This is a genomic window from Aeromonas sp. DNRA1 (assembly GCF_963888745.1).
GTDB lineage: Bacteria > Pseudomonadota > Gammaproteobacteria > Enterobacterales > Aeromonadaceae > Aeromonas > Aeromonas hydrophila.
Genome location: NZ_CAWPKQ010000003.1, coordinates 47,963 through 69,932 on the forward strand (window position 1 = coordinate 47,963; position 21,970 = coordinate 69,932).

A 21,970-nucleotide genomic window follows, 5' to 3' on the forward strand; every position below is an offset into this window, starting at 1 on the left:
TATCAGGGGCTCACTAGCCGTGGGTGGTCTTTGGCTGGAAGAAGGCGATGAACTTGCCGAATTTCTCCCCGTCGTAGCTGTCACCCTTCTCCAGCAGCCCGGTGTTGAAGGATTCCAGCAGCTTGCCCTTGGCATCCAGCACGTAGAAGTGGGGCACCCCCAGATACTCGGGATAACCTTTGAGGAAGGACTCGTTCTTGTTCTGTTTGCTGACGTTCACCTTGACCACCACGAAGGTGCGGTTGAGCTGACTGGCAAGATCGGGTTTTTGGTCCAGAAAGTGGTTCATCTCCTGGCACCAGCTGCACCACTCGCCGCCCACCAGCAGCAGGACTTTCTTGCCCTCGGCACTGGCCTTGGCGGTGGCGGCGGCGAGATCGCGGGCCGGGTCCCGTTGCTCGTCATAGCCCTGGCTGTAATCGGGCAGGGTCTGGCTCCAGAGGTGGCCGGCGCTGTACGCCTCGCCATGAAACAGGGCGGTGCCAAGCACCAGCGGCAATAGCAGTCGGTTCATCACGTGCTCCTTGTGTTGTTGTGGTTGCTTCCAAGCCGCAACAATGTGACACGAGTGAGCCCGGCCGCCAAGGGCGAGATGGGCGCTTGTTATGCAAAAAGCGGGAATGGGTCGGCGAGAAAAAACAAAGCCCCTCGCAGGAGGGGCTTGGCATTCAGGCAAAGGAGGTCGCCGGCAGATCAGTAACCCTGCTGGTGGACGTCCATCACGGCGCGACCGGACGGGTCGGCCATCTCTTTGAACTTGGCATCCCATTCCAGCGCGGTCGGGGTGGAGCAGGCGACCGACTTGCCGTAGGGCACGGTGCGGGCGGCGGACTCCAGCGGGAAGTGCTCGTCAAAGATGGCGCGGTAGAAGTAGGCCTCCTTGGTGAGCGGGGTGTTGACGGGGAAGCGGAAGGCGGCCGCCTCGAACATCTGATCCGTCACCTCTTCCTCGACCATGGCTTTCAGGCTGTCGATCCACGAATAGCCTACGCCGTCGGAGAACTGCTCCTTCTGGCGCCACGCCACTTCGTGGGGCAGCAGATCCTCGAACGCTTCGCGCAGGATATGCTTCTCGATCTTGCCCTTGCCGCACATCTTGTCGGCGGGCTGCAGGCGCATCGCCACGTCCATGAACTCCTTGTCGAGGAAGGGCACGCGACCCTCCACCCCCCAGGCGGCCATCGACTTGTTGGCGCGCAGGCAGTCATAGAGATGCAAAGAGGCAAGCTTGCGCACGTTCTCTTCGTGGAATTCGCGGGCGTTGGGCGCCTTGTGGAAGTAGAGGTAGCCGCCGAACAGCTCGTCGGAGCCTTCGCCGGAGAGCACCATCTTGATCCCCATTGCCTTGATGTAGCGGGCCATCAGATACATCGGCGTGGAGGCGCGGATGGTGGTGACGTCATAGGTCTCGAGGTGATAGATGACGTCGCGCAGGGCATCCAGTCCTTCCTGCACGGTGAAGTGGATCTGGTGGTGGATGGTGCCGAGGTGATCGGCCACCTTGCGGGCGGCGGCGAGATCCGGCGACCCTACCAGGCCGACGGCGAAGGAGTGCAGCTGCGGCCACCAGGCTTCGCTCTTGCCATCGTCTTCAACCCGGCGGGCGGCATAGAGCTTGGTGATGGCGGAGATGACGGACGAGTCCAGCCCGCCAGAGAGCAGCACGCCGTAGGGCACGTCGCACATCAGCTGGCGCTTGACCGCCGCTTCCAGCGCGGCTTTCAGCTCGGCTTTGTCGCTGACGTTGTGCTCGACCGCGCCGTACTCCATCCAGTCCCGTTTGTACCACTGTTTGAGCTCGCCATCCTTGCTCCACAGGTAGTGTCCCGGCGGGAAGGTTTCGACGCTCTTGCATACCGGCACCAGGGCCTTCATCTCGGAGGCGACGTAGAAGTTGCCGTGCTCGTCGCGGCCGGTATAGAGCGGGATGATCCCCATGTGGTCGCGACCAATCAGATAGGCATCCTGCTCGGCGTCATAGAGGATGAAGGCGAAGATGCCGTTGAGATCGTCCAGGAAGGCGGGGCCCTTCTCCTTGTAGAGGGCCAGCAGCACCTCGCAGTCGGAGTGGGTCTGAAACTGGAAGTCGACCTTGAGGTTCTTCTCGAGTTCCTTGTGGTTGTAGATCTCGCCGTTGACGGCCAGCACGTGGGTGCGCTCGGGGTTGTAAAGCGGCTGGGCGCCGTTGCCCGGATCGACGATGGCCAGGCGCTCGTGCACCAGAATGGCTTTGTCGGAGCTGTAGACGCCGGACCAGTCAGGACCGCGGTGACGCAATCGCTTGGACATCTCCAGCGCCGATTTGCGCAGTGCGGCCGCATCGGATTTGATGTCCAGAATGCCGAAAATAGAACACATTGGCGGTAATCCTCTTGATTTTTATATGAGCCCCCCACGTTCGGGCTCGAAATTCCATTTACATTCCTCGCCAATCACAATGCCTAGTGCAAAAACCTTTTGCAAGCGGGAAAACCGCAGAAAATCATGCCGTACACGTCAACCCGGTCGGCCTGAAAAGGGGCGGCTACGGCGACCCTGGTTGACGCAGACGTCAAGTCGCGGCGGGCTCGAAGATCACATAGAGCTTGCGGCAGGGGGTGAGGGTCTCCCACTCCCCGACAAAGCCGGCCGGGATGACGAACTGATCGCCGGGTTTGAGGGGCAGTTTGCCGCCCTGGCCGTCGTGGATCACCGCCTCGCCTTCCAGCAGCTGGCAATATTCGTGCTCGGTGTAGTGGATGGCCCAGCGGCCGGGCTCGCAAGCCCAGAAGCCCACGTGAAACTGCTGGCTCGGGTCTGAGTAGTGGTTCCATACCGTCTGGCGCGGGTTGCCGGCGCGCAGGCGCTCGGGGGCGGGCATCAGCGGGGTGGGGGCCGCCTCGTGGCGGTCGAGCAGGATCCAGTCGTTGAGGGTCTTCATGCTGCCTCCTTGGCAAGGGATAAAAAACGGGGCCATCCAGGCCCGTGATTGTTCGTTTTATTAAACGAGGTTGCGTATAACGTAAACGATAGAGCCTCCCTTGCCAAGGGGGCCGCAGCCCCCCGTCAGCGTGGCTGCAGCCGTTTGATGACGTGGCGGGCGAAGCCGCTGCCCGCTTCGTCGTAGACGTTGAACACCGCATCCACCCCTTGCTCTTTCAGGGAGGCGATGTCGTCCTCGAAGCGGACGATGGCGGCAATCTTGCCGGCAAAGCCGTGGCTGCGCAGTTTCTCGATGGCGTAGAGGTTGCCCGAGTGGTGGGGCATCGCCAGCAGCACCAGGTTGACCTGGTTGGAGAGCAGCACCTTGTCCCAGAAGTCGGTATCGGTGGCATCCCCCTCGATGACGTTCATGCCCTGGGCGCGCAGGGTGGGCAGCTTCTCGCTGTCGTTCTCCACCCCGAGGATCACGGTGCCGTACTTGTTCTCCAGCTCGAAGTAGGCGCCCTGACCGATCCGCCCCATGCCGAGGATGATCACCTCGGCATCGCCGAGCTCGATGGGCCTGTCCTCCGGGTGCAGGGTGGTGGCCTGCATGCCGCGCAGCCAGTTGCCGAGCCGATGGTAAATGCGCTCGCTCTGGCCGTTGAGGGGGGCCGAGATCATGAAGCTGGCCGCCAGTGCCAGGGAGAGCGCAACCAGCCACTCGTGGGAGATCCAGCCCGCCTTGGCGGCGATGGCCGCGACGATGAGACCGAACTCCGAGAAGTTGGTGAGCGCCAGGGTGGAGAGCAGGGCGGTACGTACCCGCAGGTGGGCGCCGCTGTAGACCAGGTAGTAGAGCGCGCTTTTGAGCGGCAGGGCCAGCACCAACGCCAGCGCCAGCAGCATGGTGTCGTGGGTCGGCAGGCCGTTGAGGCCGATGGTGAGAAAGAAGCAGATGAGAAACAGATTTTTGAGGTTGAACAGCGACTTGGCCAGCCCCGCAGAGGCGGGGTGGGAGGCGATCAGCATGCCGATGACCAGCGCCCCGAGATCGGGCTTGAGCCCGACCACCTCGAAACCGGCAGCCCCCACCACCAGCGCCAGGAAGATCCCGAACAGCACCTGCAGCTCGCCGTGACCGGCCCGCTCCAACAGTTTCAGCAGCAAGGGGCGCAGCAGCGGCAGGCCCAGGATCCAGAGCGCCCATATGCTGGGCCACTGACCGCTGGAGACCGCCAGGAAGGCCACCGCAAACAGATCCTGCATCACCAGCACGCCGACGGCGAGGCGGGCATAGAGGGCGTTCATGTCGCTGCGCTCCTCCAGCACCTTGACCGCAAACACGGTACTGGAGAAGGAGAGAGCAAAGCCCAGCAGCAGTGCGAGCCGCCAGTCCAGCGACATGGCCAGCGCCAGCCCGAGCCCTTTGCACACCAGCAGCACCACGGTGAACAGCAGGGTGGAGAGCAGCAGGTGCAAACTGGTAGTGCCCCAGACGTCGCGCCGCATCAGGATCTTGACGTTGAGCTTGAGGCCGATGGTGAACAGCAACAGGGTGACGCCGAGATCGGCAATTTCGTTCAGGGCCGGGGTGTTCTGATAGCCCATGCCGTTGAGCAGAAAACCGGCCGCCAGAAAGCCCAGCAAGGGCGGCAGGCCGATGAGGTTGACCAGCATGCCGCAGCCGAAGGCCACGGCGATCATGACAGGTTCCATTACGCGTCCTTCAGGGGTAACGAGGCAGACCTTGGCCTTGCGCCAGGCCGGCCCGTCAGCCGGCAGGGATCAGACGATGTCGATATCCACCACTGAATCGAAGATGTGGTTCGGCCGAAACGGCATGCGGTCGATGTCGGCCACCTTGCTCACCCCGGAGAGCACCAGCACCGTCTCGAGGCCGGCCTGGAAGCCCGCCAGAATGTCGGTGCGCAGGTTGTCGCCGATGATGATGGTGTCGTCGGAGTGGGCCTCCATCCGGTTGAGCGCCGCGCGGATGATCCAGGCGCTCGGCTTGCCGACGTAGAAGGGCTTCTTGCCGGTCATCCGCTCGATGGGGGCGCAGAGGGCGCCGCAGGCCGGGTGCATCATGGGGCCGTGGGTATCCGGGTTGGTGGCGATGAAGCGGGCCCCCTGATCGACGAACTTGGCCCCCAGCTGCATCATGGTCCAGTTGTAGTTGCGGGTCTCGCCCACCACCACGAAGTCGGGGTCGATGTCGGTGATGGTGAAGCCAGCCTTGTAGAGCTCGTGGGTCAGTGCCCCTTCGCCGATCACATAAGCCTTCTTGCCATCCTGGCGCTTGAGAAAGTCGGCGGTGCCCATGGCGGAGGTATAGAAGCACTCCTCCGGCACCTCGATCCCGGCGGAGCGGAAGCGATTTTGCAGATCTTTCTGGGTCTGGGCCGGGTAGTTGGTCAGGAACAGCAGCTTGCTGCCCTGCTCCAGCAGGCGGTGGACGAAGCGGTCGGCACCGGGTACCAGATCGTTGTTGTGCAGGATGACGCCGTCGATGTCGCAGATGACGTTTTTCTTCATGGGGACTCCTTGTGTAGGCGCAAGAGGCGGCGGAAAGTTGCGCCAACTCTCAAGATCTTCAAATAGTTATGTTGTTTTTGTGACGCCATTATAAGTCTGTTTGATGACAAGTCTCCCCCATAAACAGAGATAGGTGCACAATGAACGACAGAGGGGAGGGATCCGCTCTGCCACTTGCTGGTCCCGCTGTCTGTGAACCGATGGAGCCGTCATCATGGATAACTTTATTGCCGGTCTGCCCAAGCTGGAGCTGCACCTCCATATCGAAGGCTCGCTCGAGCCGGAACTGATGTTTGCCCTGGGCCAGCGCAACGGCGTGGCCCTGCCCTGGCCCGACGTGGCCAGCGTGCGTGCCGCCTATGAGTTCGACTGTCTGCAATCCTTCCTCGATCTCTACTACCTAGGGGCCAGCGTGCTCATCACCGAGCAGGATTTCTTCGACCTCACCTGGACCTATCTGGAACGCTGCGCCGCCGACAAGGTGGTGCATGTGGAGATTTTCTTCGACCCCCAGACCCACACCACCCGCGGCGTGCCCTTCGCCATCGTGCTAGGGGGCATCGAGCGGGCGCTGCAGAGCGGAGAGCGGGAGTTTGGCATCAGCTGGCGGCTCATCATGAGCTTCTTGCGCCACCTGAGCGAAGAGGATGCCTTTGCCACGTTGGCAGAGGCCACTCCCTTCCTGTCGCGCATTCACGGCATCGGCCTCGACTCGGGGGAGCGGGGCAACCCGCCCAGCAAGTTTGCCCGGGTGTTTGCCCGCTGCCGCGAGCTGGGGTTGCCGGTGGTGGCCCACGCCGGCGAAGAGGGGCCGGCGGACTACATCTGGCAGGCCATTCGGGAGCTTGAGGTGCGGCGCATCGATCACGGGGTGCGCTGCGTCGATGATCCCGATCTGCTGCGCTATCTGGCCGATACCCGGCTGCCGCTCACCGTCTGCCCTCTCTCCAACACCCGCCTCAAGGTGTTTGACAAGATGGCCCACCACAACGTGCTGGCGCTGCTGGAGCAGGGGCTGTGCGTCACCATCAACTCCGACGATCCCGCCTATTTCGGCGGCTACATGAATGCCAACTTCCACGCCCTGGCCCATGAGCTGGGGGCCAGCATGAACCAGCTCTGCCGCTTGTCACTGAACGCGGTGGAGGCGAGCTGGCTGAGCCTGGCCGACAAGGCGCGGCTGACTCGGGAGATCAGAAGCTACGCCGCCTGCTACGGGGTCAGCCTCCATTAGCCTGCGGCGCCGGCAAGCACGACAGGCAAAAAAACGCGCCCACCATCTCTGGTGGGCGCGTTTTTTATGCCTGGGCGGGTGTGACTCAGGTCGTGTGGGGCTGGGCGGCCGCCTGATAGGTCGGGTAGTCAATCAAGCCCTTTTCGCCGCCGCCGAACAGGGTGGCCGGATCGTGAGGGGCCAGCGGATAACCGTGGCGCAGTCGCTCGGGCAGGTCGGGGTTGGCCACGAAGGGGCGACCGAAGCCTATCATGTCGGCCCAGCCCGCCTCGAGCGCCGCCCGGGCACGCTCGCCATCATATTTGCCGGCATAGATGAGGGTGTTGGGGAAGGCGTCGCGCAGCCCCTGCTTGAAGCCTTCCGCCATCAGTGGGGCATCGTCCCAGTCCGCCTCGGCGATGTGCAGGTAGACCACGTCGAGGCGGCCCAGCAGACGGGCGGCGGCCAGGTAGGTCTCCTGCGGGTTGGCATCCACGGTGCCGTTGAGGGTGGTGAGCGGCGCGAGGCGCACCCCGACCCGGTCAGCCCCGATCTCGCTGCAGACCGCCTCGGTCACCTCTTTGAGGAAGCGCAGCCGGTTTTCCAGCGAACCGCCATAGCCGTCGGTGCGGGTGTTGGACTCGGAGTCGAGGAACTGGTTGATGAGGTAGCCGTTGGCGGCGTGCAGCTCGATGCCGTCAAAACCTGCCAGCATGGCGTTGCGAGCCGCCTGGCGAAACTGCCCCACTACCGCGTCGATATCGGCCTGGGTCATGGCACGCGGGGTGACGGTTTCGACAAAACCGGGGGCATCGCTGCCGTTGTCGACGAATACCCGCACCCCTTTCGCCTGAATGGCGGAGGAGGAGATGGGCTGGGCACCGCCGAGGTTGTCAGGATGGGTGACCCGGCCCACGTGCCAGAGCTGGGCGAACATGGTGCCGCCCTTGGCGTGGACGGCGTCGGTCACCTGCTTCCAGCCAGCCACTTGTTCGGCGCTGTGGATCCCCGGCGTCCAGGCGTAGCCCTTGCCCATGGGGTCAATCTGGGTGCCTTCGCTGATGATGAGGCCGGCCCCGGCGCGCTGGGCGTAATAGGTGGCCATCATGGCATTGGCCACGTCACCGGGCTGGCTGGCGCGGGAGCGGGTCATGGGGGGCATGACGATGCGATTGTTGAGGTGCAGCTGGCCGAGACGCAGGGGGCAGAACAGGTGATCGTGGTGCATGGTGAATTCCTCATGGTGATGATGGGCTCACTCTAGTGCCGGTATCCCTTGCGAAAAAGAGGGGTAATTGCAGAAAAGAATTGCGCTGATGACAGCAATGGTGAAACGAGGAAGGGGCAGGGGGGGGCTCCTGAATAAAAAAGGGGGCCAGCAAGGCCCCCTTTTTCAGCATGGTTCACGCAATGGCGTCAGGCCTCCTGCGGCATGACGCGCACCCGCTCGATGCGCCGCTCGCTCACCTCGACCACCTCGAAGCCGAGCTGCTGCAGTTGCAGCTGCTGGCCCGGGGCGGGCAGGGTGCCGAAGTGGGAGAGCAGCATGCCGGCCAGGGTCACGTACTCGTCGCTCTCGCTCACCAGCCCTTCGTGTTCCAGCACCTGCTCCACGTGGTGGATGTTGGTGCTGCCGTTGATGAGCCAGCCTTCTCCATCGCGGACGATGTCTGGCGTTTCGTCTTCATCGGGCAGCTCGCCGACGATGGCCTCCAGCAGGTCGTGGGTGGTCACCAGCCCCTGGATCACGCCGAACTCGTCGGCCACCAGGATGAGGCTGCCCTTGGCCTGGCGCAGCTCCGCCAGCAGCTTAATCACGTTGATGGTCTGCGGCACTATGATGGGGTCGTTCTGCCTGGCCAGCTCGCTCAAGGATTGCCCTTCGTTGAGGGCAAACAGCAGGTCGCGCGCCTTGACCACCCCGATCACCTCGTCCAGGTCGCCGTCACAGACCGGGAACAGGCTGTGGGGCTCCTGCTGCAGCAGGGTGCGGATCTCGTCGTTGGAGTCGTTGACGTCGATCCAGGCCATTTCGGAGCGCGGGGTCATGATGGTGCGGATGGAGCGTTCGGCCAGCGACAGCACCCCGGTCACCATGTAGCGCTCCTCCTCGCCAAAGCTTACCGGCTCGGCGGCGGGGGCGTCCAGATCGTCGTCCGGCCGGTCCTGATACGCCTTGCTGCCCATCAGCTTGAAGATGGCGGCGGTGGTACGCTCGCGCAGGGGCTGCTTGGCCTCGTGTCGCTCGGCACTGCGCTGGGAGAGCTGGTTGAAGAATTCGATCAGCACCGAGAAGCCGATGGCCGCGTAGAGGTAACCCTTCGGAATATGGAAGCCGAACCCTTCCGCCACCAGGCTAAAACCGATCATCAGCAGGAAGCTCAGACAGAGCACCACCACTGTGGGGTGGGCGTTGACGAAGCGGGTCAGCGGCTTGGAGGCGAGCACCATCACCAGCATGGCGATGGTCACGGCCGCCATCATGACGCCGAGGTGTTCCACCATGCCGACGGCGGTGATGATGGAGTCCAGCGAGAAGATGGCATCCAGCACCAGGATCTGGGTGATCACCACGGCGAAGCTGGCGTAGACGCCGACCGGCCCGTCTTCGGGCGGCTTGGCCTCCAGCCTTTCATGCAGCTCGGAGGTGGCCTTGAACAGCAGGAACAGGCCGCCCCCCATCAGGATCAGGTCCCGACCGGAGAAGGGGTGATCCCACAGGTGCAAAATGGGGGTGGTCAGGGTGACCAGCCAGGACATCACGCTCAAGAGCCCCAGGCGCATCAGCAAGGCCAGCGACAGGCCGATGACACGGGCCTTGTCCCGCTGGGCGGGGGGCAGCTTTTTCACCAGGATGGCGATGAAGACCAGGTTGTCGATCCCGAGCACGATTTCCAGGACGATCAGGGTAAACAGACCGATCCAGATATGGGGATCCAGCAGCAATTCCATGTAGTGACCTCAATAAAAAACAGACAGAGCAGAGAGTAAGCACGGCGTACGATGGCCGCAGTGACAGCAAGGCAATGGCGTTATTCAGAGGCGCTGATTAAGCAGATAAAGATAGGCTTTGACGGGAAGAAACGAAGGGCAACTTCGGGGATTGTCCATGATGGGCAATAAAACCTCGGGTTAAAAATGAGCCCTGATGATAACGGGAATCCCGTATTTGGCAAGAGGGGGGCGGGCAGCGCAGGGGCAAAGGCGCTCGCCAAGCGGGGCGACAGGCGCGGGCGGAGCTTGCCAGACAAGCCCCGCCGTGCGGCTTACAGCCAGCGTTTCTCGCGGGTGAAGCAGACCGACAGCCAGGCGTCCCCCAGGGTATCGCCGAGGCGGGACCAGAGCTCCTGGCGCAGGGCATCCTGGCGCTCGACGGGCCACTCCTGGCCGGGGGCTACCAGAATGTTGAGTTCGAGATCGAAGCGGCGGCCGCTTTTCGCCAGATGGCTGTAGCACTCGATGCCATGGCGCAGGCGCAGGGCCTCGACTTCGCTTGCCACCAGCCGGGAGACATCCCCCTTGGGGGCGATCTTCAGCACTTCCCGCAGGTTGCGACCGAGCACCTTGATGGGAATGAGGGTGGCGCAGAGGGCCAGCAGCGAGACCAGCACCGGGTCTATATAGCGGTTGTATTGGCCGTAGCCGATGGCATCGAGGCCGATGGCGACCACGAAGCCGATGAGCAGGGTAGTGCTGAGCAGGGTGTCGACCAGCCACTCCTTGGAGTCCACCCGCACCAGCTCGGAGTTGACCCGCTCGGCCACGTCGGCTTCGACCCGGTAGATGATGCCGCAGAAGAAGGTGGAGACGACGGCATAGATGAGGGCGTGGCCGAGATCGATCTCCCGTCCGCCCGCCAGCAGGGTGGTGAGGCCGTTGTAGAGTGCCGCCAGACAGAGCAGCAGAATAATGGAGCCGTTGATGACGTTGGCGATGGGCTCGAAGTGCGCATAGCCATACTGGAAACGGTCATCGGAGGGGCGGGTAACGAGGTAGGCGGTGACCAGACCGAGGCCTGTCATGCCCATGCTGAACAGGGTAAAGATGCCATCGAGCATGATGGCGTTGGAGCCAACGAACAGGCCGTAGCCGATGCCGAAGATGGCGAAAGTGATGCAGCCAAACAGCGACAGGGTAAGCGCCTGCTTCTCTGTGGTGACCAGCGTACTGATAACATGGCTGTGGTGAGCCATAAAAGTCCTCCTTTCAAATGGTTAATATTGCTACGCGCAAGCGGTTTTCGAGCTGATATACTGCCCGCTCACATGTGAGCGGACTGGCCTGATTGCCATTGATGGGCGATGGGTCAGTCGTAGTCGCCGGGGTGCCGGCATCAAGCAAATAAGGGAACAAGGATTCATGATCCCGAGACTCGATTACCAGGACAGTTTGTCACCCACAACCCTGTCGTTCCTAGAGTTGCTAGGGCGCAGCGCCTTTCGTGGTGATATCGAAAAGTCTTATGCAAGCCGGTTGGCGATGGCGACGGACAACAGCGTCTATCAGGTAGTACCTCAGGCGGTTCTCTATCCGCGCAGTGCGGACGACATAGCAGTAATGCTCAAGCTGGCGGCGGAACCGGCGTACCACACTCTGAGTTTTTTCCCTCGCGGTGGCGGTACCGGCACCAACGGTCAGTCATTGGGCGGCGGCATTATCGTCGATCTCTCCCGTCATATGAACCAGATCATGGAAATTAATCTGGAAGAGGGGTGGGTGCGCGCCCAAGCCGGGGTGGTGAAAGACCAACTCAACGCTTATCTCAAGCCCTACGGTTACTTCTTCTCGCCGGATCTCTCCACCTCCAACCGCGCCACTTTAGGCGGCATGATCAACACCGATGCCTCGGGGCAGGGCTCGCTGGTTTACGGCAAAACCTCGGATCACGTGCTCGGCCTCAAAGCTGTGCTGGAGAACGGCGATCTGATGACTACCGAGCCACTGACCGGTGAGCGACTGGCCGACAAGCTGGCGCTGGAGAGTCGGGAAGGGGAGATCTATCGCACCCTCTATCGCATCGGCAAGGAGCGCCGCACCGACATCGAGGCGACCTTCCCCAAGCTCAACCGCTTTCTGACCGGCTACGATCTCAAGCACCTCTATCAACCGGATACCGACACGCTGGATGTGAGCCGGGTGCTGTGCGGATCTGAAGGGTCTCTCGGCTTTATCACCGAAGCCAGACTCAATATCACGCCCATCCCGCGCTATCGCACCCTGGTTAACGTCAAGTACGACAGCTTCCCCTCCGCCCTGCGCAATGCCCCCTTTATGGTGCAGGCCGAGGCGCTGTCGGTGGAGACGGTGGACTCCCGGGTGCTCGGGCTGGCCCGCGCCGACATCATCTGGCATTCGGTGAAAGAACTTATTCAGGATGTGCCCGGCAAGGATCTGCAGGGGCTCAATATTGTCGAGTTTGCCGATACCGACGAGGCTGCGCACAAGGCCAAGGTGGCAGAGCTCTGCCGCCGTATCGACGCGCTGCTGGCTCATGGCGAAGCCGGGATCATCGGCTATCAGGTGTGTGACCACCTGCCGAGCATCGAGACCATCTACGCCATGCGCAAGAAGTCGGTGGGGCTGCTCGGCAACGCCGAAGGGCGCAAGAAGCCGGTGGCCTTCACCGAAGATACCGCCGTGCCGCCAGAGTCGCTGGCCGATTTCATTATGGAGTTTCGTGCCCTGCTCGATGCCCACGGCCTCGACTACGGCATGTTTGGCCACGTCGATGCCGGTGTGCTGCATGTGCGCCCGGCGCTCGATTTGTGCGATCCCGCGCAGGAGGTGTTGCTGCGGCGCATCTCCGATCAGGTGGTGGCCCTCACTGCCAAATATGGCGGCCTGATGTGGGGCGAGCATGGCAAGGGTTTTCGCTCCGAGTACAGCCCCGCCTTCTTTGGCGAGCTGTGGGAAGAGCTGCAGCGGGTCAAGGGGGCGTTCGATCCGGCAAACCGCATCAACCCGGGCAAGATCTGTGTCCCGTATGGCAGCGATGCCGAGCTGGTCTCGGTCGATGGCCCCAAGCGCGGCAAGTTTGACCGCCAGATCCCGGTGGCGGTGCGCGAGAGTTATACCCGGGCCCTCGATTGCAACGGCAACGGTCTCTGTTTCACCTTCGAGACCGACTCGCCCATGTGTCCCTCGGTTAAAATAAGCCGCGATCGCCGCCACTCACCCAAGGGGCGAGCCGGCCTGATGCGCGAGTGGCTGCGTCAGTTGGCGGAGCAGGGCTTCGACCCGTTGGCGGAAGAGGTAGCACTTCACTCCGGCGGCGTGCGCTTCAAACAGCTGGTGGAAAAGGTGCGCAACAGCTGGGCCAAACAGCGTGGCGAGTATGACTTCTCCCACGAAGTGATGGAGGCGATGGAGGGGTGCCTGGCGTGTAAAGCCTGCACCAGCCAGTGCCCCATCAAGGTGGATGTGCCCACCTTCCGCGCCCGCTTCATGCAGCTCTATCACAGCCGCTATCTGCGCGGTCCCAAGGATTACTTCGTCGGCACGGTGGAAAGCTATGCTCCTTTGCTGGCCAAGGCGCCGAAACTGGTCAACTTTTTCCTCGAGAAAGAGTGGGCCCAGAAGGCGACCGAGAAGAGCATCGGCATGGTGGACGTGCCGCTATTGAGCGTGCCGACCCTGGCCGAGGAGCTGCGCGACCATCGCGCCCGCTATTTCGACCTGCCGGGTCTGGAGGCCATGAGCCCCGAGCAGCGTCAAAAAGTGGTGCTCATCGTGCAGGATCCCTTCACCAGTTATTACGACGCCCCCGTGGTACGTGATCTGGTGAAGCTCGCCAGCAAGCTCGGCCTGCAGCCCTATCTGCTGCCGTTCAAACCCAACGGCAAGCCCCAGCACGTTAAGGGTTTTCTGCGCGCCTTCGCCCGTACCGCCGCCAGCAGCGCCCAGTTCCTCAACAAGGTGGCGGCGCTCGGCATCCCCATGGTGGGGGTCGATCCCTCCTTGGTGCTCTGCTATCGGGACGAATACGTGAAGGCGCTCGGCCCCGCCCGCGGCGACTTCCAGGTGCTGCTGCCCCAGGAGTGGCTGCTCTCCTTGCCGGCTGAGGCGCTGCCTGTGCGAGAAGCTGACGCCGGCGCCGAGCCCTGGTATCTGTTTGCCCACTGCACCGAGAAGACCACCAAGCCGTCGACCCACGGTGACTGGAGCACCCTGTTCCGCCGCTTCGGTGCCACGCTGCAACCGGTGTCGGTGGGCTGCTGCGGCATGGCCGGTACCTATGGCCACGATGCCAAACAGGTGGAGAACTCCAAGGGCATCTATGGCCTGAGCTGGGCCGAGCCTCTGGCTCGCCTGCCGCAAGCCCGTTGTCTGGCCACCGGTTATTCGTGCCGCAGCCAGGTCAAGCGGATGGAGGGGGAGAAACTCAAGCACCCGCTGCAGGCCCTGCTGGAACTGCTCTGATGCTGACGCTCCCTAAGCGGTTTCGGGTGCCGCAAGCCTATCGGCACCCGCACTTCCTGCTGCTGCCGGTCAACCCGACCCAGGCAGTGGTGGAGTTCGTCGCCATGCTGCGCGAGCGCGAGCAGCTTCATCAGCTGTTTCGCCTGGACGATGTGTGGCCCTCTGCCCATTTCAGCCTGAGCCAGCACGAGGCCGATCTGGAGTGGCAGCACTCCGAATTTCTGGCCAAACGCTCCTTTGCCTATGGCCTCTGGAGCCCGGCGCGGGAGCCCGAGTTCTGGGGTGGGGTTTATCTCTACCCCTCGGTGTTGCCGGAGGTGGCGGTAGAGCTCTTCTTCTGGAAGGTGGCCGAGGCGCCGCTCACCGATGCCGAACTGGAGGCCGAACTGCGCGCCTGGCTCGGCAAGGTGTGGCAGTGGCCCGAGCCGCGCCTGCCGGGGCGGGGCCAGCCCTGGTCCGAGTGGCCAGGGGTGACCTATCCCTGGTGAGGGTCAACCTCGATGCAAGATGCCCCAGCGTGGGCATCTTTTTTTTTGCTCCTTTTTCGCCGACACTGCTGGTTTGCCGCTACGGCGCATCGATAACCCGTTGATCACGCAAGGAGTCCGCGCACCATGAGTCAAGAAAGCAGCCCTATCTGGCGCAAGCCTATGAGCCTTGAAGGGCTTAACGCCAGCTCCCGCAACACCCTGATGGCCCACCTCGACATCGTCTATACCGCCTTTGGTCCCGACTGGCTGGAGGCCACCATGCCGGTGGATCACCGCACCCATCAGCCGCTCGGCATGCTGCACGGCGGCGCCTCCGTGGTGCTGGCGGAGACGCTGGGATCGCTCGCGGCCAACATGGCGGTGGGAGCGGAGAGCTACTGCGTGGGGCTGGAGGTCAATGCGAACCACCTGAGGGCCAAGCGGGAAGGGGTGGTGACCGGGCGCTGCAGCCCGCTGCATCTGGGGACCACGACTCAGGTGTGGCAGATAGAAATTCGGGATGAACGTGGTCGTTTATTGTGCACCAGCCGGTTGACCATGGCGGTGCTCAAACACAAGCGGGACAAGGACTCCCGCGAGGAGTGATCCGCAATAACGCACTATGCGTGCAAAATAAGCAAGCCATAGTCGCGAGATCCCTCTATAATTGCCAACGTCTTGAGATGCCTATCACATTTTTCAAGACAGCAGAACAAAGTGGCGCTATAATCGCCGCCTTTTTGCTATTCCGCGGTGTTAGCCGCCTGCCTTAATCTGGAAGAATCGAATCTATGTCTGATACCGAACAACTGCCCCTTTTTAGTGAGCTTGGACTGGCCGCGCCTGTACTGAAAGCGCTGCAGGACGTGGGCTATGAGCGCCCGTCCCCCATCCAGGCCGCAGCAATTCCCCACCTGATGGCGGGCCATGATCTGCTGGGGCAGGCGCAAACCGGTACAGGGAAGACCGCTGCTTTTGCCTTGCCTCTGTTGTCTCGTCTGGAAGCTGGTAACCGCAACACCCAGATCCTGGTGCTGGCACCGACTCGTGAACTGGCTCTGCAGGTGGCTGAAGCGTGCCAACGCTATGCCCACCACATGCCTGATTTCCACGTGCTGCCCATCTACGGCGGCGCCTCCTACGAAACCCAGACCCGCGCCCTGCGCCGAGGTGCTCAGGTTGTCGTGGGTACCCCGGGCCGCGTGATGGACCTGATCCGTCGCAAGAACCTGGACCTCTCCGGCCTGAAAGCCCTGGTGCTGGACGAAGCGGACGAGATGCTGCGCATGGGCTTTATCGACGACGTGGACTGGATCATGGAACAGTGCCCGGCCGGTCGTCAGGTTGCCCTGTTCTCCGCCACCATGCCGGAGCAGATCCGTCGTGTGGCCCAGAAGCACCTGAAGCAGCCCAAAGAGATCAAGATCGCCTCCAAGACTGCTACCGCCACCACCATTCGCCAGCGTTACTGGCAGGTGACCGGTCTGCACAAGCTGGACGCCATGACCCGTCTGCTGGAAGTCGAACCCTACGAAGCCCTGCTGGTGTTCGTACGCACCAAGAACGCCGCCGAAGAACTGGCTGGCAAGCTGGCAGCCCGTGGTCATGCTTGTGAAGCGCTGCACGGTGACATCCCGCAGAAGCTGCGTGAGCGTACCGTCGACAAGCTGCGTCAGGGCCAGCTGGACATCCTGATCGCCACCGACGTGGTTGCCCGTGGTCTGGACGTTGAGCGCATCACCCACGTGGTGAACTACGACATCCCCTACGACACCGAATCCTACGTTCACCGTATCGGCCGTACCGGCCGTGCCGGTCGCAAGGGCGAAGCCATCCTGTTCGTGGCACCGCGCGAGCGTCGCATGCTGCGCGCCATCGAGCACGCAACCCGTCAGGCCATCGAGCCGATGAAGATGCCGAGCACCGAGGACATCAACCAGCACCGTCTGGCCAAGTTCAAGGAGCGCATCCGCGAAACCATGATGGGCGAAGAGCTCGAGATCTACGTGAACCTGGTGAACGAGCTGATCGAAGAAGACTCTGCCGATCCGCTGGAGCTGGCTGCCGCACTGGCCAAGCTGGTACAGGGTGACCAACCGCTGCTGCTGGATGACTCCATTCCGGATCCGGTGTTCAACGCCGGCAACGATCGCGGTGGTTTCGAGCGTCGTGACTTCAACGACCGTGGTGGCCGTGATTTCGCCGACCGTGGCGATCGCCCGGCTCGTCGCATGCCGTCTCTGGAGCCGCGTCCGCTCAAAGACAACCCGGACGTGGAGATGGAGCGCTACCGCGTAGACGTGGGTGCCCATCACGGCGTCAAGCCGGGCCAGATCGTGGGTGCCATCGCCAACGAAGCGAACATCGAGAGCCGCTTCATCGGCAACATCGATATCGCCGATGACTTCTCCACCGTCGATCTGCCCAAGGGTATGAGCGCCGACGTGCTGGAAGTGATCAAGAAGGCCCGCGTCTGCCAGCGTCCGCTGCAGATCAGCCGCTACACCGAAGTGCCGGCCGGCAGCAACACTGCTCCCCGTCCGCCTCGTGGTGATCGTCCGTTCCGTGGCGACCGTCCCTTCAACAAGGATCGCCGCGAAGGCGGTTTCGACAAGGGTCGCAAATTCGGTGGCAAGCGCCGCGACAGCTAAACCTTGACTGCTAGCTAAAAAGGCCGCTCATCGAGCGGCCTTTTTGTTGCCCGTCGTTCACCCAGGCGACACTGCAGTACTACATGGGTGGGGGATGTGGATGGGTACGTCCATGGCGTACCCTTGATATCGCTGATGGGTTGCCTGACGTTGTCCTGGCAGTGTGGGGATGTGGCAGGGAAGAGACAGGTAAACGCAGGGTAGCGGGGGCTGCGAGCCACTCCCGCATAAATAGGGAAGGATGCAGCAGCAAGATCAGGCAGAGAGGGGCGCCCGGGCTCGTCTGTCCCGGTCTATGCCACGCGATGAAGGCAGCAAAAAGGCGACCCTGGGGTCGCCTTTTATGTTTATGCATCTTGGGGCTTAGAGCACCATGGCGGCAATCCAGCCGAAGATGATAAGCGGGATGTTGTAGTGGATGAAGGTGGGCACCACGCTGTCCCAGATATGGTCGTGCTGGCCGTCGGCGTTGAGGCCCGAGGTGGGGCCCAGGGTCGAGTCGGAGGCAGGAGAGCCCGCATCCCCCAGGGCGCCGGCGGTGCCGACCAGAGAGATGGTCGCCAGGGGGGAGAAGCCGAGGTGGATGCACAGCGGCACATAGATGGTGGCGATGATGGGCACGGTGGAGAAGGAGGAGCCGATCCCCATGGTGATGAGCAGGCCCACCAGCAGCATCAGGAAGGCGGCCAGCCCCTTGTGGCCGGCCATCATGCCGGAGACGGCCTGTACCAGGCTCTCCACCCCATGGGTCTCTTTCATCACGGCGGCGAAGCCGGCGGCGGAGATCATGATAAAGCCGATGAGGGACATCATGCGCACCCCCTGGGTGAAGGCATCCTGGCTCTCGCGGAACTTGATGACACCGCCACAGGTGAAGATGACGAAGCCAGCCAGCGCCCCCAGCACGATGCTGTTGGTCATCAGTTGCAGCCCCAGCGCCACGGCGATGGCCAGCAGGGCGACCCAGATGTGGTTGAGGTTGAGATCGACCGTCTCCGGCTCGGCGGCCAGGATCTGCTCCAGATCATACTGGCGCGGCTTGCGGTAGCTGAAGAAGACGGCGATCAGCAGGCCGACGAACATGCCCAGCACCGGAATGGCCATGGCCAGCGGCAGCTGGCTGTGTTCGACCGGCACGCCGTTGTCGATGAGGTTCTTGGCCAGGATGTTGTTGAGGAAGATGCCGCCAAAGCCTACCGGCAGCAGCATATAGGTCGCGGTCAGGCCAAAGGTGATGACGCAGGCCACCTGACGGCGGTCGATCTGCATCTGGGCCATGACGTGCAACAGCGGCGGGATCAGGATGGGAATGAAGGCGATATGGACCGGGATCAGGTTCTGGGAGGAGATGGAGACCCCCAGCACCGAGCTGAGCAGCAGGGCCTTGACCCAGAGGATGCGGGAGCTGCTGGCATCCTTGCCGAGTTGGCTGATCACCTTGCGCGCCAGCAGATCCGTGATGCCGGAGCGGGAGATGGCGACTGCGAAGGCCCCCAGCATGGCGTAGGAGAGGGCGATCTCGGCACCGCCACCCAGGCCACCGCTGAAGGTGCTGAGGGTCTGCTCGAGGGAGAGACCGCCGATCAGGCCGCCGACGATGGCGCCGATGGCGAGAGAGACCACCACATTGATCCGCAGCAGGCTGAGCACCAGCATCAGCGCCACCGCGATAACAACAGGATTCATTTGCTTTCCTTATAGTTTGTGTTGCTGTCTGTCGTGTGAAAGGCAGTTAGTTTGCGAAAAATGTGACAAATGTCGAGTAAAAAATCAGGTGAATGGCCTATCTACAGCATTCCCGGCGGTTCAACCCAGATGAAGAGTCGGGAGAGATAAGAAACGGTGCTGGATGGGCCTTTCTTCGGCATTCTGGTCAAACCAGATGGCGCAAGAAAAGAGGCTGCCGTGGCAGCCTCTTGGGAAGGGGGCGTCGTTACTCGCTGGCGTCGTCGGCTACCTCGTCCGGGTGGGCCGGGGGCCAGCCACCCAGGCTCTTCCAGCGGTTGACGATATGACAGAACAGCTCGGTGGTGCGCTCGGTGTCGTAGAGGGCGGAGTGCGCCTCTTTATTGTCAAACGGAATGCGCGCGCTCTGGCACGCTTTGGCCAGCACCGTCTGGCCCAGCGCCAGGCCGGAGAGGGCGGCGGTGTCGAAGGTGGCAAATGGATGGAACGGATTGCGCTTGAGGCCGGCCCGCTCGGCGGCGGCCATGACGAAGCCGTGATCGAAGGTGGCGTTGTGGGCCACTATGATGGCGCGGCTGCAATCCTGCTCCTTCATCCCCTTGCGGATGCCCTTGAAGATCTCGGTCAGCGCCTCTTTCTCGCTGACGGCACCGCGCAGCGGATTGAAGGGGTCGATGCCAGTGAACTCCAGCGCCGCTTTTTCCAGATTGGCCCCTTCAAACGGCTCGACATGAAAATGGAAGATCTGGTCGGGCACGAGCCAGCCCTGCTCGTCCATCTTGAGGGTATAGGCGGCGATTTCCAGCAAGGCGTCGGTTCTGGCATTGAACCCGGCGGTTTCAACATCGATGACGACGGGGTAAAAGCCACGAAAACGGCCCTTGAGGGTGTGAACAGCGTCGGTCATGGTATCTCGGTCGGCGTGAAATGAGGCGGCATTATGGCAAAAAAGCCGGCCTTTGTCCCTCATCGGCCGCTATCGGCACGGTGGCCGATTCTATTATCGATACGCGGGCTTATAATTGACCACTTCAACAATGGAATGGGGAGCAAGGATGAAGAAGCTGGGATTGGCGCACAAGATGTTGCTGGTGGTCTGCCTGCCACTGCTGGCTTTGCTGTTCTTCTCCGGCCGATACGTCTATGAGCGTTATCGGGTAGAGCAGGAGATGAATCAGGCCCAGGCCGCACTGGCGGTGGTGCGGGAAGCGGCGCAGCTGGCCCACGAGCTGCAAAAGGAGCGCGGCATGTCGGCCGGCTTCCTGGGTTCCGGTGGCAACAAGTTCCGCGATGCCCTGCCGGCGCAGCGCAAGCAGGTCGATACCCTGCTGCAGCGCTTTCGTGAGGATCCCGCCCTGCTGGCGCTCAAAGAGGTGCAGCAGGAGCTGGCCGGGCTCACCGCCATGCGCGAGCGGGTCAGTGCGCTGGGGGTCGAAGTGGCGGAGCAGGTCAGCTTCTATACCCGGATGATCACCCAGTTGCTGGCGGTGGTGGATCAGATCAGCATCAATAGCCGGGATGCCACCATAGCGCTGCAGACCAATGCCTATGCCGCCTTCTTGCAGAGCAAGGAGCGGATGGGGCTGGAGCGGGCGACCTTAAGCAACGTGTTCGGCCGCGACAGCTTCACGCCGGCACTGTTGCAACAGTTCATCTCTCTGTTGGCGGCCCAGAATACCTATCTTGAGCGTTTCCAGGCGGTGGCGAGCCCCTCCCAGCGTCAGCTGTTGGCCGACAGCCTGGCCTCGCCGGTGGTGAGCAAGGTGGCCGCCATGGAGAAGCTGGCGCTGGACAAGGCGGCCAGCGGCGGCTTCGGGGTGGATGCCGAGGCCTGGTTTGCCTTGAGCACCGACAAGATCAGCCTGCTCAAGGAGAGCGAAGACCGCCTCTATCAGCAGCTGTCCGAGCGGGTGGATCAGATGCGGGCGAAGAGTGCCAGCGACTTCTGGTGGGCCGCGACCGGAGTCCTGCTGTGCGTGCTGCTCACCAGCTTCGTCTGCTGGCGGGTGGTGCGGGATCTGCATCTGGGTTTCATGGCCCTGCACCATACCTTCAAGCGGCTGGTGCAGGAGAACGATCTGACGGTGCGGGTCAACTGGCGATCCGGTGACGAACTGGGGGCATTGTCGCGGGATCTGAACCACTTCCTCGAACATCTGGAAGGGCTGATGCTGGCGGTGCGCCGCTCCTGCGAGGTGCTGGCCCGCAGCGCCGCCGCCTCGGCCAACGTCATTGCCGAAGTCAACGCCGGGGTGGCCAAGGGATTTGGTCAGGTGGATCTGGTGGCGACAGCCGCTACCGAGATGGCCTCAACGGTTGCCGAGATCGCGCGCAACGCGACCCAGACATCGCTCGCGACCCAGCAGGCCATCGGCCGGGCCCGGCAGGGTGATAAGGAGGTGGATCAGACCATCGATGCCATCCAGCAGGTCGCGGGCACCTTGAGTGATACCCAGCAACTGGTGGACAGCCTGCATCAGGACACCGAGTCGGTGGGCGAGGCGCTCAATCTCATCAAGCAGATCTCGGATCGCACCAACCTGCTGGCCCTCAACGCCGCCATCGAGGCGGCCCGCGCCGGCGAATCCGGTCGCGGTTTTGCGGTGGTGGCGGAAGAGGTGCGGGCGCTGGCGTCGCGCACCCAGCAGGCCGCCGACGACATAGAGCGGATGCTGGTGCGGCTGCGGCAGGGGGCCAATCAGGCGGTGACCGCCATGCACCTGGGGACCGAGCAGGCGGGGCTGAGTGTGACAGAGGCCAAGCGGGCGGGCAGCGAGCTGACCGACATCGTCAACGAGGTGCGCAAGGTGAGCGACATGACCGCCCAGGTGGCCACCGCCACCGAGGAGCAACGCTATGTCACCGACGACATCCAGCACAACGTGATGACCATCCGCGAGGTGTACGAGGCACACCGCCAGCACTCGGAAACCCTGCAGCAAAACAGCGCCGAGCTGGATCTGCTGGCGCGGGAGCTGGCGGGGCGCATCGCCCGCTTCAAACTGATGGACGCTACTTCGACCCACTGATCGGTTTGCCCTAAAGCTTGTCCTGCCCCTGCCGATATCTAACCTGAGATCGTGTGGAGGGCA

16 protein-coding genes are annotated in these 21,970 nt (G+C 62.6%); 6 read left to right on the forward strand and 10 right to left on the reverse strand.

Annotated elements, in window-relative coordinates; all coding sequences use genetic code 11:
• Positions 1 to 13: 13 nt before the first annotated feature.
• The 5 genes from AACQ43_RS10325 to AACQ43_RS10345 all read right to left on the reverse strand — a co-directional run bounded on the left by AACQ43_RS10325 (position 14) and on the right by AACQ43_RS10345 (position 5,439).
• Positions 14 to 514, reverse strand: coding sequence for a thioredoxin family protein (locus AACQ43_RS10325; RefSeq protein ID WP_168967194.1), 501 nt, complete (start codon positions 512 to 514; stop codon positions 14 to 16).
• A 179-nt stretch (positions 515 to 693) separates the two neighbouring features.
• Positions 694 to 2,358 carry an asparagine synthase B gene (gene asnB, locus AACQ43_RS10330; protein WP_168967195.1) on the reverse strand — a complete coding sequence of 555 codons (1,665 nt, stop codon included), beginning with the start codon at positions 2,356 to 2,358 and terminating at the stop codon, positions 694 to 696.
• 193 nt (positions 2,359 to 2,551) lie between these two features.
• The gene (locus AACQ43_RS10335) at positions 2,552 to 2,920 is read right to left on the reverse strand and encodes a cupin domain-containing protein (RefSeq protein WP_017408059.1); all 369 of its coding nucleotides are present in this window, start codon (positions 2,918 to 2,920) and stop codon (positions 2,552 to 2,554) included.
• 125 nt (positions 2,921 to 3,045) lie between these two features.
• Positions 3,046 to 4,620, reverse strand: a complete 1,575-nt coding sequence (locus AACQ43_RS10340) for a cation:proton antiporter family protein (RefSeq protein ID WP_168967196.1) — start codon at positions 4,618 to 4,620, stop codon at positions 3,046 to 3,048.
• 69 nt (positions 4,621 to 4,689) lie between these two features.
• Complete coding sequence (locus AACQ43_RS10345) at positions 4,690 to 5,439, reverse strand: HAD-IIA family hydrolase (protein ID WP_011706469.1); 750 nt, start codon at positions 5,437 to 5,439, stop codon at positions 4,690 to 4,692.
• Positions 5,440 to 5,653: 214 nt separating this feature from the next.
• On the opposite strand from AACQ43_RS10345, the gene AACQ43_RS10350 reads away from it, so the two are divergent.
• Entirely contained in the window at positions 5,654 to 6,673 is a 1,020-nt protein-coding gene (locus AACQ43_RS10350) for an adenosine deaminase (protein ID WP_168967197.1), read from the forward strand.
• 85 nt (positions 6,674 to 6,758) lie between these two features.
• Here the strand turns inward: AACQ43_RS10350 and AACQ43_RS10355 are convergent, their stop codons facing one another.
• The 3 genes from AACQ43_RS10355 to AACQ43_RS10365 form a co-directional block, all read right to left on the reverse strand.
• Positions 6,759 to 7,880: an alkene reductase gene (locus tag AACQ43_RS10355; RefSeq protein WP_168967198.1), complete on the reverse strand. Its 1,122-nt coding sequence runs from the start codon at positions 7,878 to 7,880 to the stop codon at positions 6,759 to 6,761.
• A gap of 188 nt (positions 7,881 to 8,068) precedes the next feature.
• Complete coding sequence (locus AACQ43_RS10360; RefSeq protein ID WP_168967199.1) at positions 8,069 to 9,604, reverse strand: TerC family protein; 1,536 nt, start codon at positions 9,602 to 9,604, stop codon at positions 8,069 to 8,071.
• Positions 9,605 to 9,918: 314 nt separating this feature from the next.
• Complete coding sequence (locus tag AACQ43_RS10365) at positions 9,919 to 10,845, reverse strand: cation diffusion facilitator family transporter (RefSeq protein ID WP_168967200.1); 927 nt, start codon at positions 10,843 to 10,845, stop codon at positions 9,919 to 9,921.
• Between the two features lie 166 nt (positions 10,846 to 11,011).
• On the opposite strand from AACQ43_RS10365, the gene ydiJ reads away from it, so the two are divergent.
• The 4 genes from ydiJ to AACQ43_RS10385 all read left to right on the forward strand — a co-directional run bounded on the left by ydiJ (position 11,012) and on the right by AACQ43_RS10385 (position 17,192).
• Positions 11,012 to 14,071: a D-2-hydroxyglutarate dehydrogenase YdiJ gene (gene ydiJ, locus AACQ43_RS10370; protein ID WP_168967201.1), complete on the forward strand. Its 3,060-nt coding sequence runs from the start codon at positions 11,012 to 11,014 to the stop codon at positions 14,069 to 14,071.
• Positions 14,071 to 14,559 (forward strand): hypothetical protein, encoded by a 489-nt coding sequence (locus AACQ43_RS10375; protein ID WP_168967202.1) that lies wholly within the window; start codon positions 14,071 to 14,073, stop codon positions 14,557 to 14,559. The genes ydiJ and AACQ43_RS10375 overlap by 1 nt, the downstream gene beginning before the upstream one ends.
• 126 nt (positions 14,560 to 14,685) lie before the next feature.
• Complete coding sequence (locus AACQ43_RS10380) at positions 14,686 to 15,147, forward strand: hotdog fold thioesterase (RefSeq protein WP_168967203.1); 462 nt, start codon at positions 14,686 to 14,688, stop codon at positions 15,145 to 15,147.
• Between the two features lie 185 nt (positions 15,148 to 15,332).
• A complete protein-coding gene (locus AACQ43_RS10385) occupies positions 15,333 to 17,192 on the forward strand; it encodes a DEAD/DEAH box helicase (RefSeq protein WP_168967204.1) in 1,860 nt (619 codons plus the stop codon).
• A 363-nt stretch (positions 17,193 to 17,555) separates the two neighbouring features.
• Here AACQ43_RS10385 and AACQ43_RS10390 read toward each other — a convergent pair whose 3' ends face one another.
• The gene (locus AACQ43_RS10390) at positions 17,556 to 18,878 is read right to left on the reverse strand and encodes a Na+/H+ antiporter family protein (protein ID WP_076361006.1); all 1,323 of its coding nucleotides are present in this window, start codon (positions 18,876 to 18,878) and stop codon (positions 17,556 to 17,558) included.
• Positions 18,879 to 19,125: 247 nt separating this feature from the next.
• Positions 19,126 to 19,785 carry a ribonuclease T gene (gene rnt, locus AACQ43_RS10395; RefSeq protein WP_168967205.1) on the reverse strand — a complete coding sequence of 220 codons (660 nt, stop codon included), beginning with the start codon at positions 19,783 to 19,785 and terminating at the stop codon, positions 19,126 to 19,128.
• Between the two features lie 148 nt (positions 19,786 to 19,933).
• Here rnt and AACQ43_RS10400 point away from each other — a divergent pair, with 148 nt between their 5' ends.
• Positions 19,934 to 21,907, forward strand: a complete 1,974-nt coding sequence (locus AACQ43_RS10400; protein ID WP_168967206.1) for a methyl-accepting chemotaxis protein — start codon at positions 19,934 to 19,936, stop codon at positions 21,905 to 21,907.
• The last annotated feature ends 63 nt before the right edge of the window (positions 21,908 to 21,970 follow it).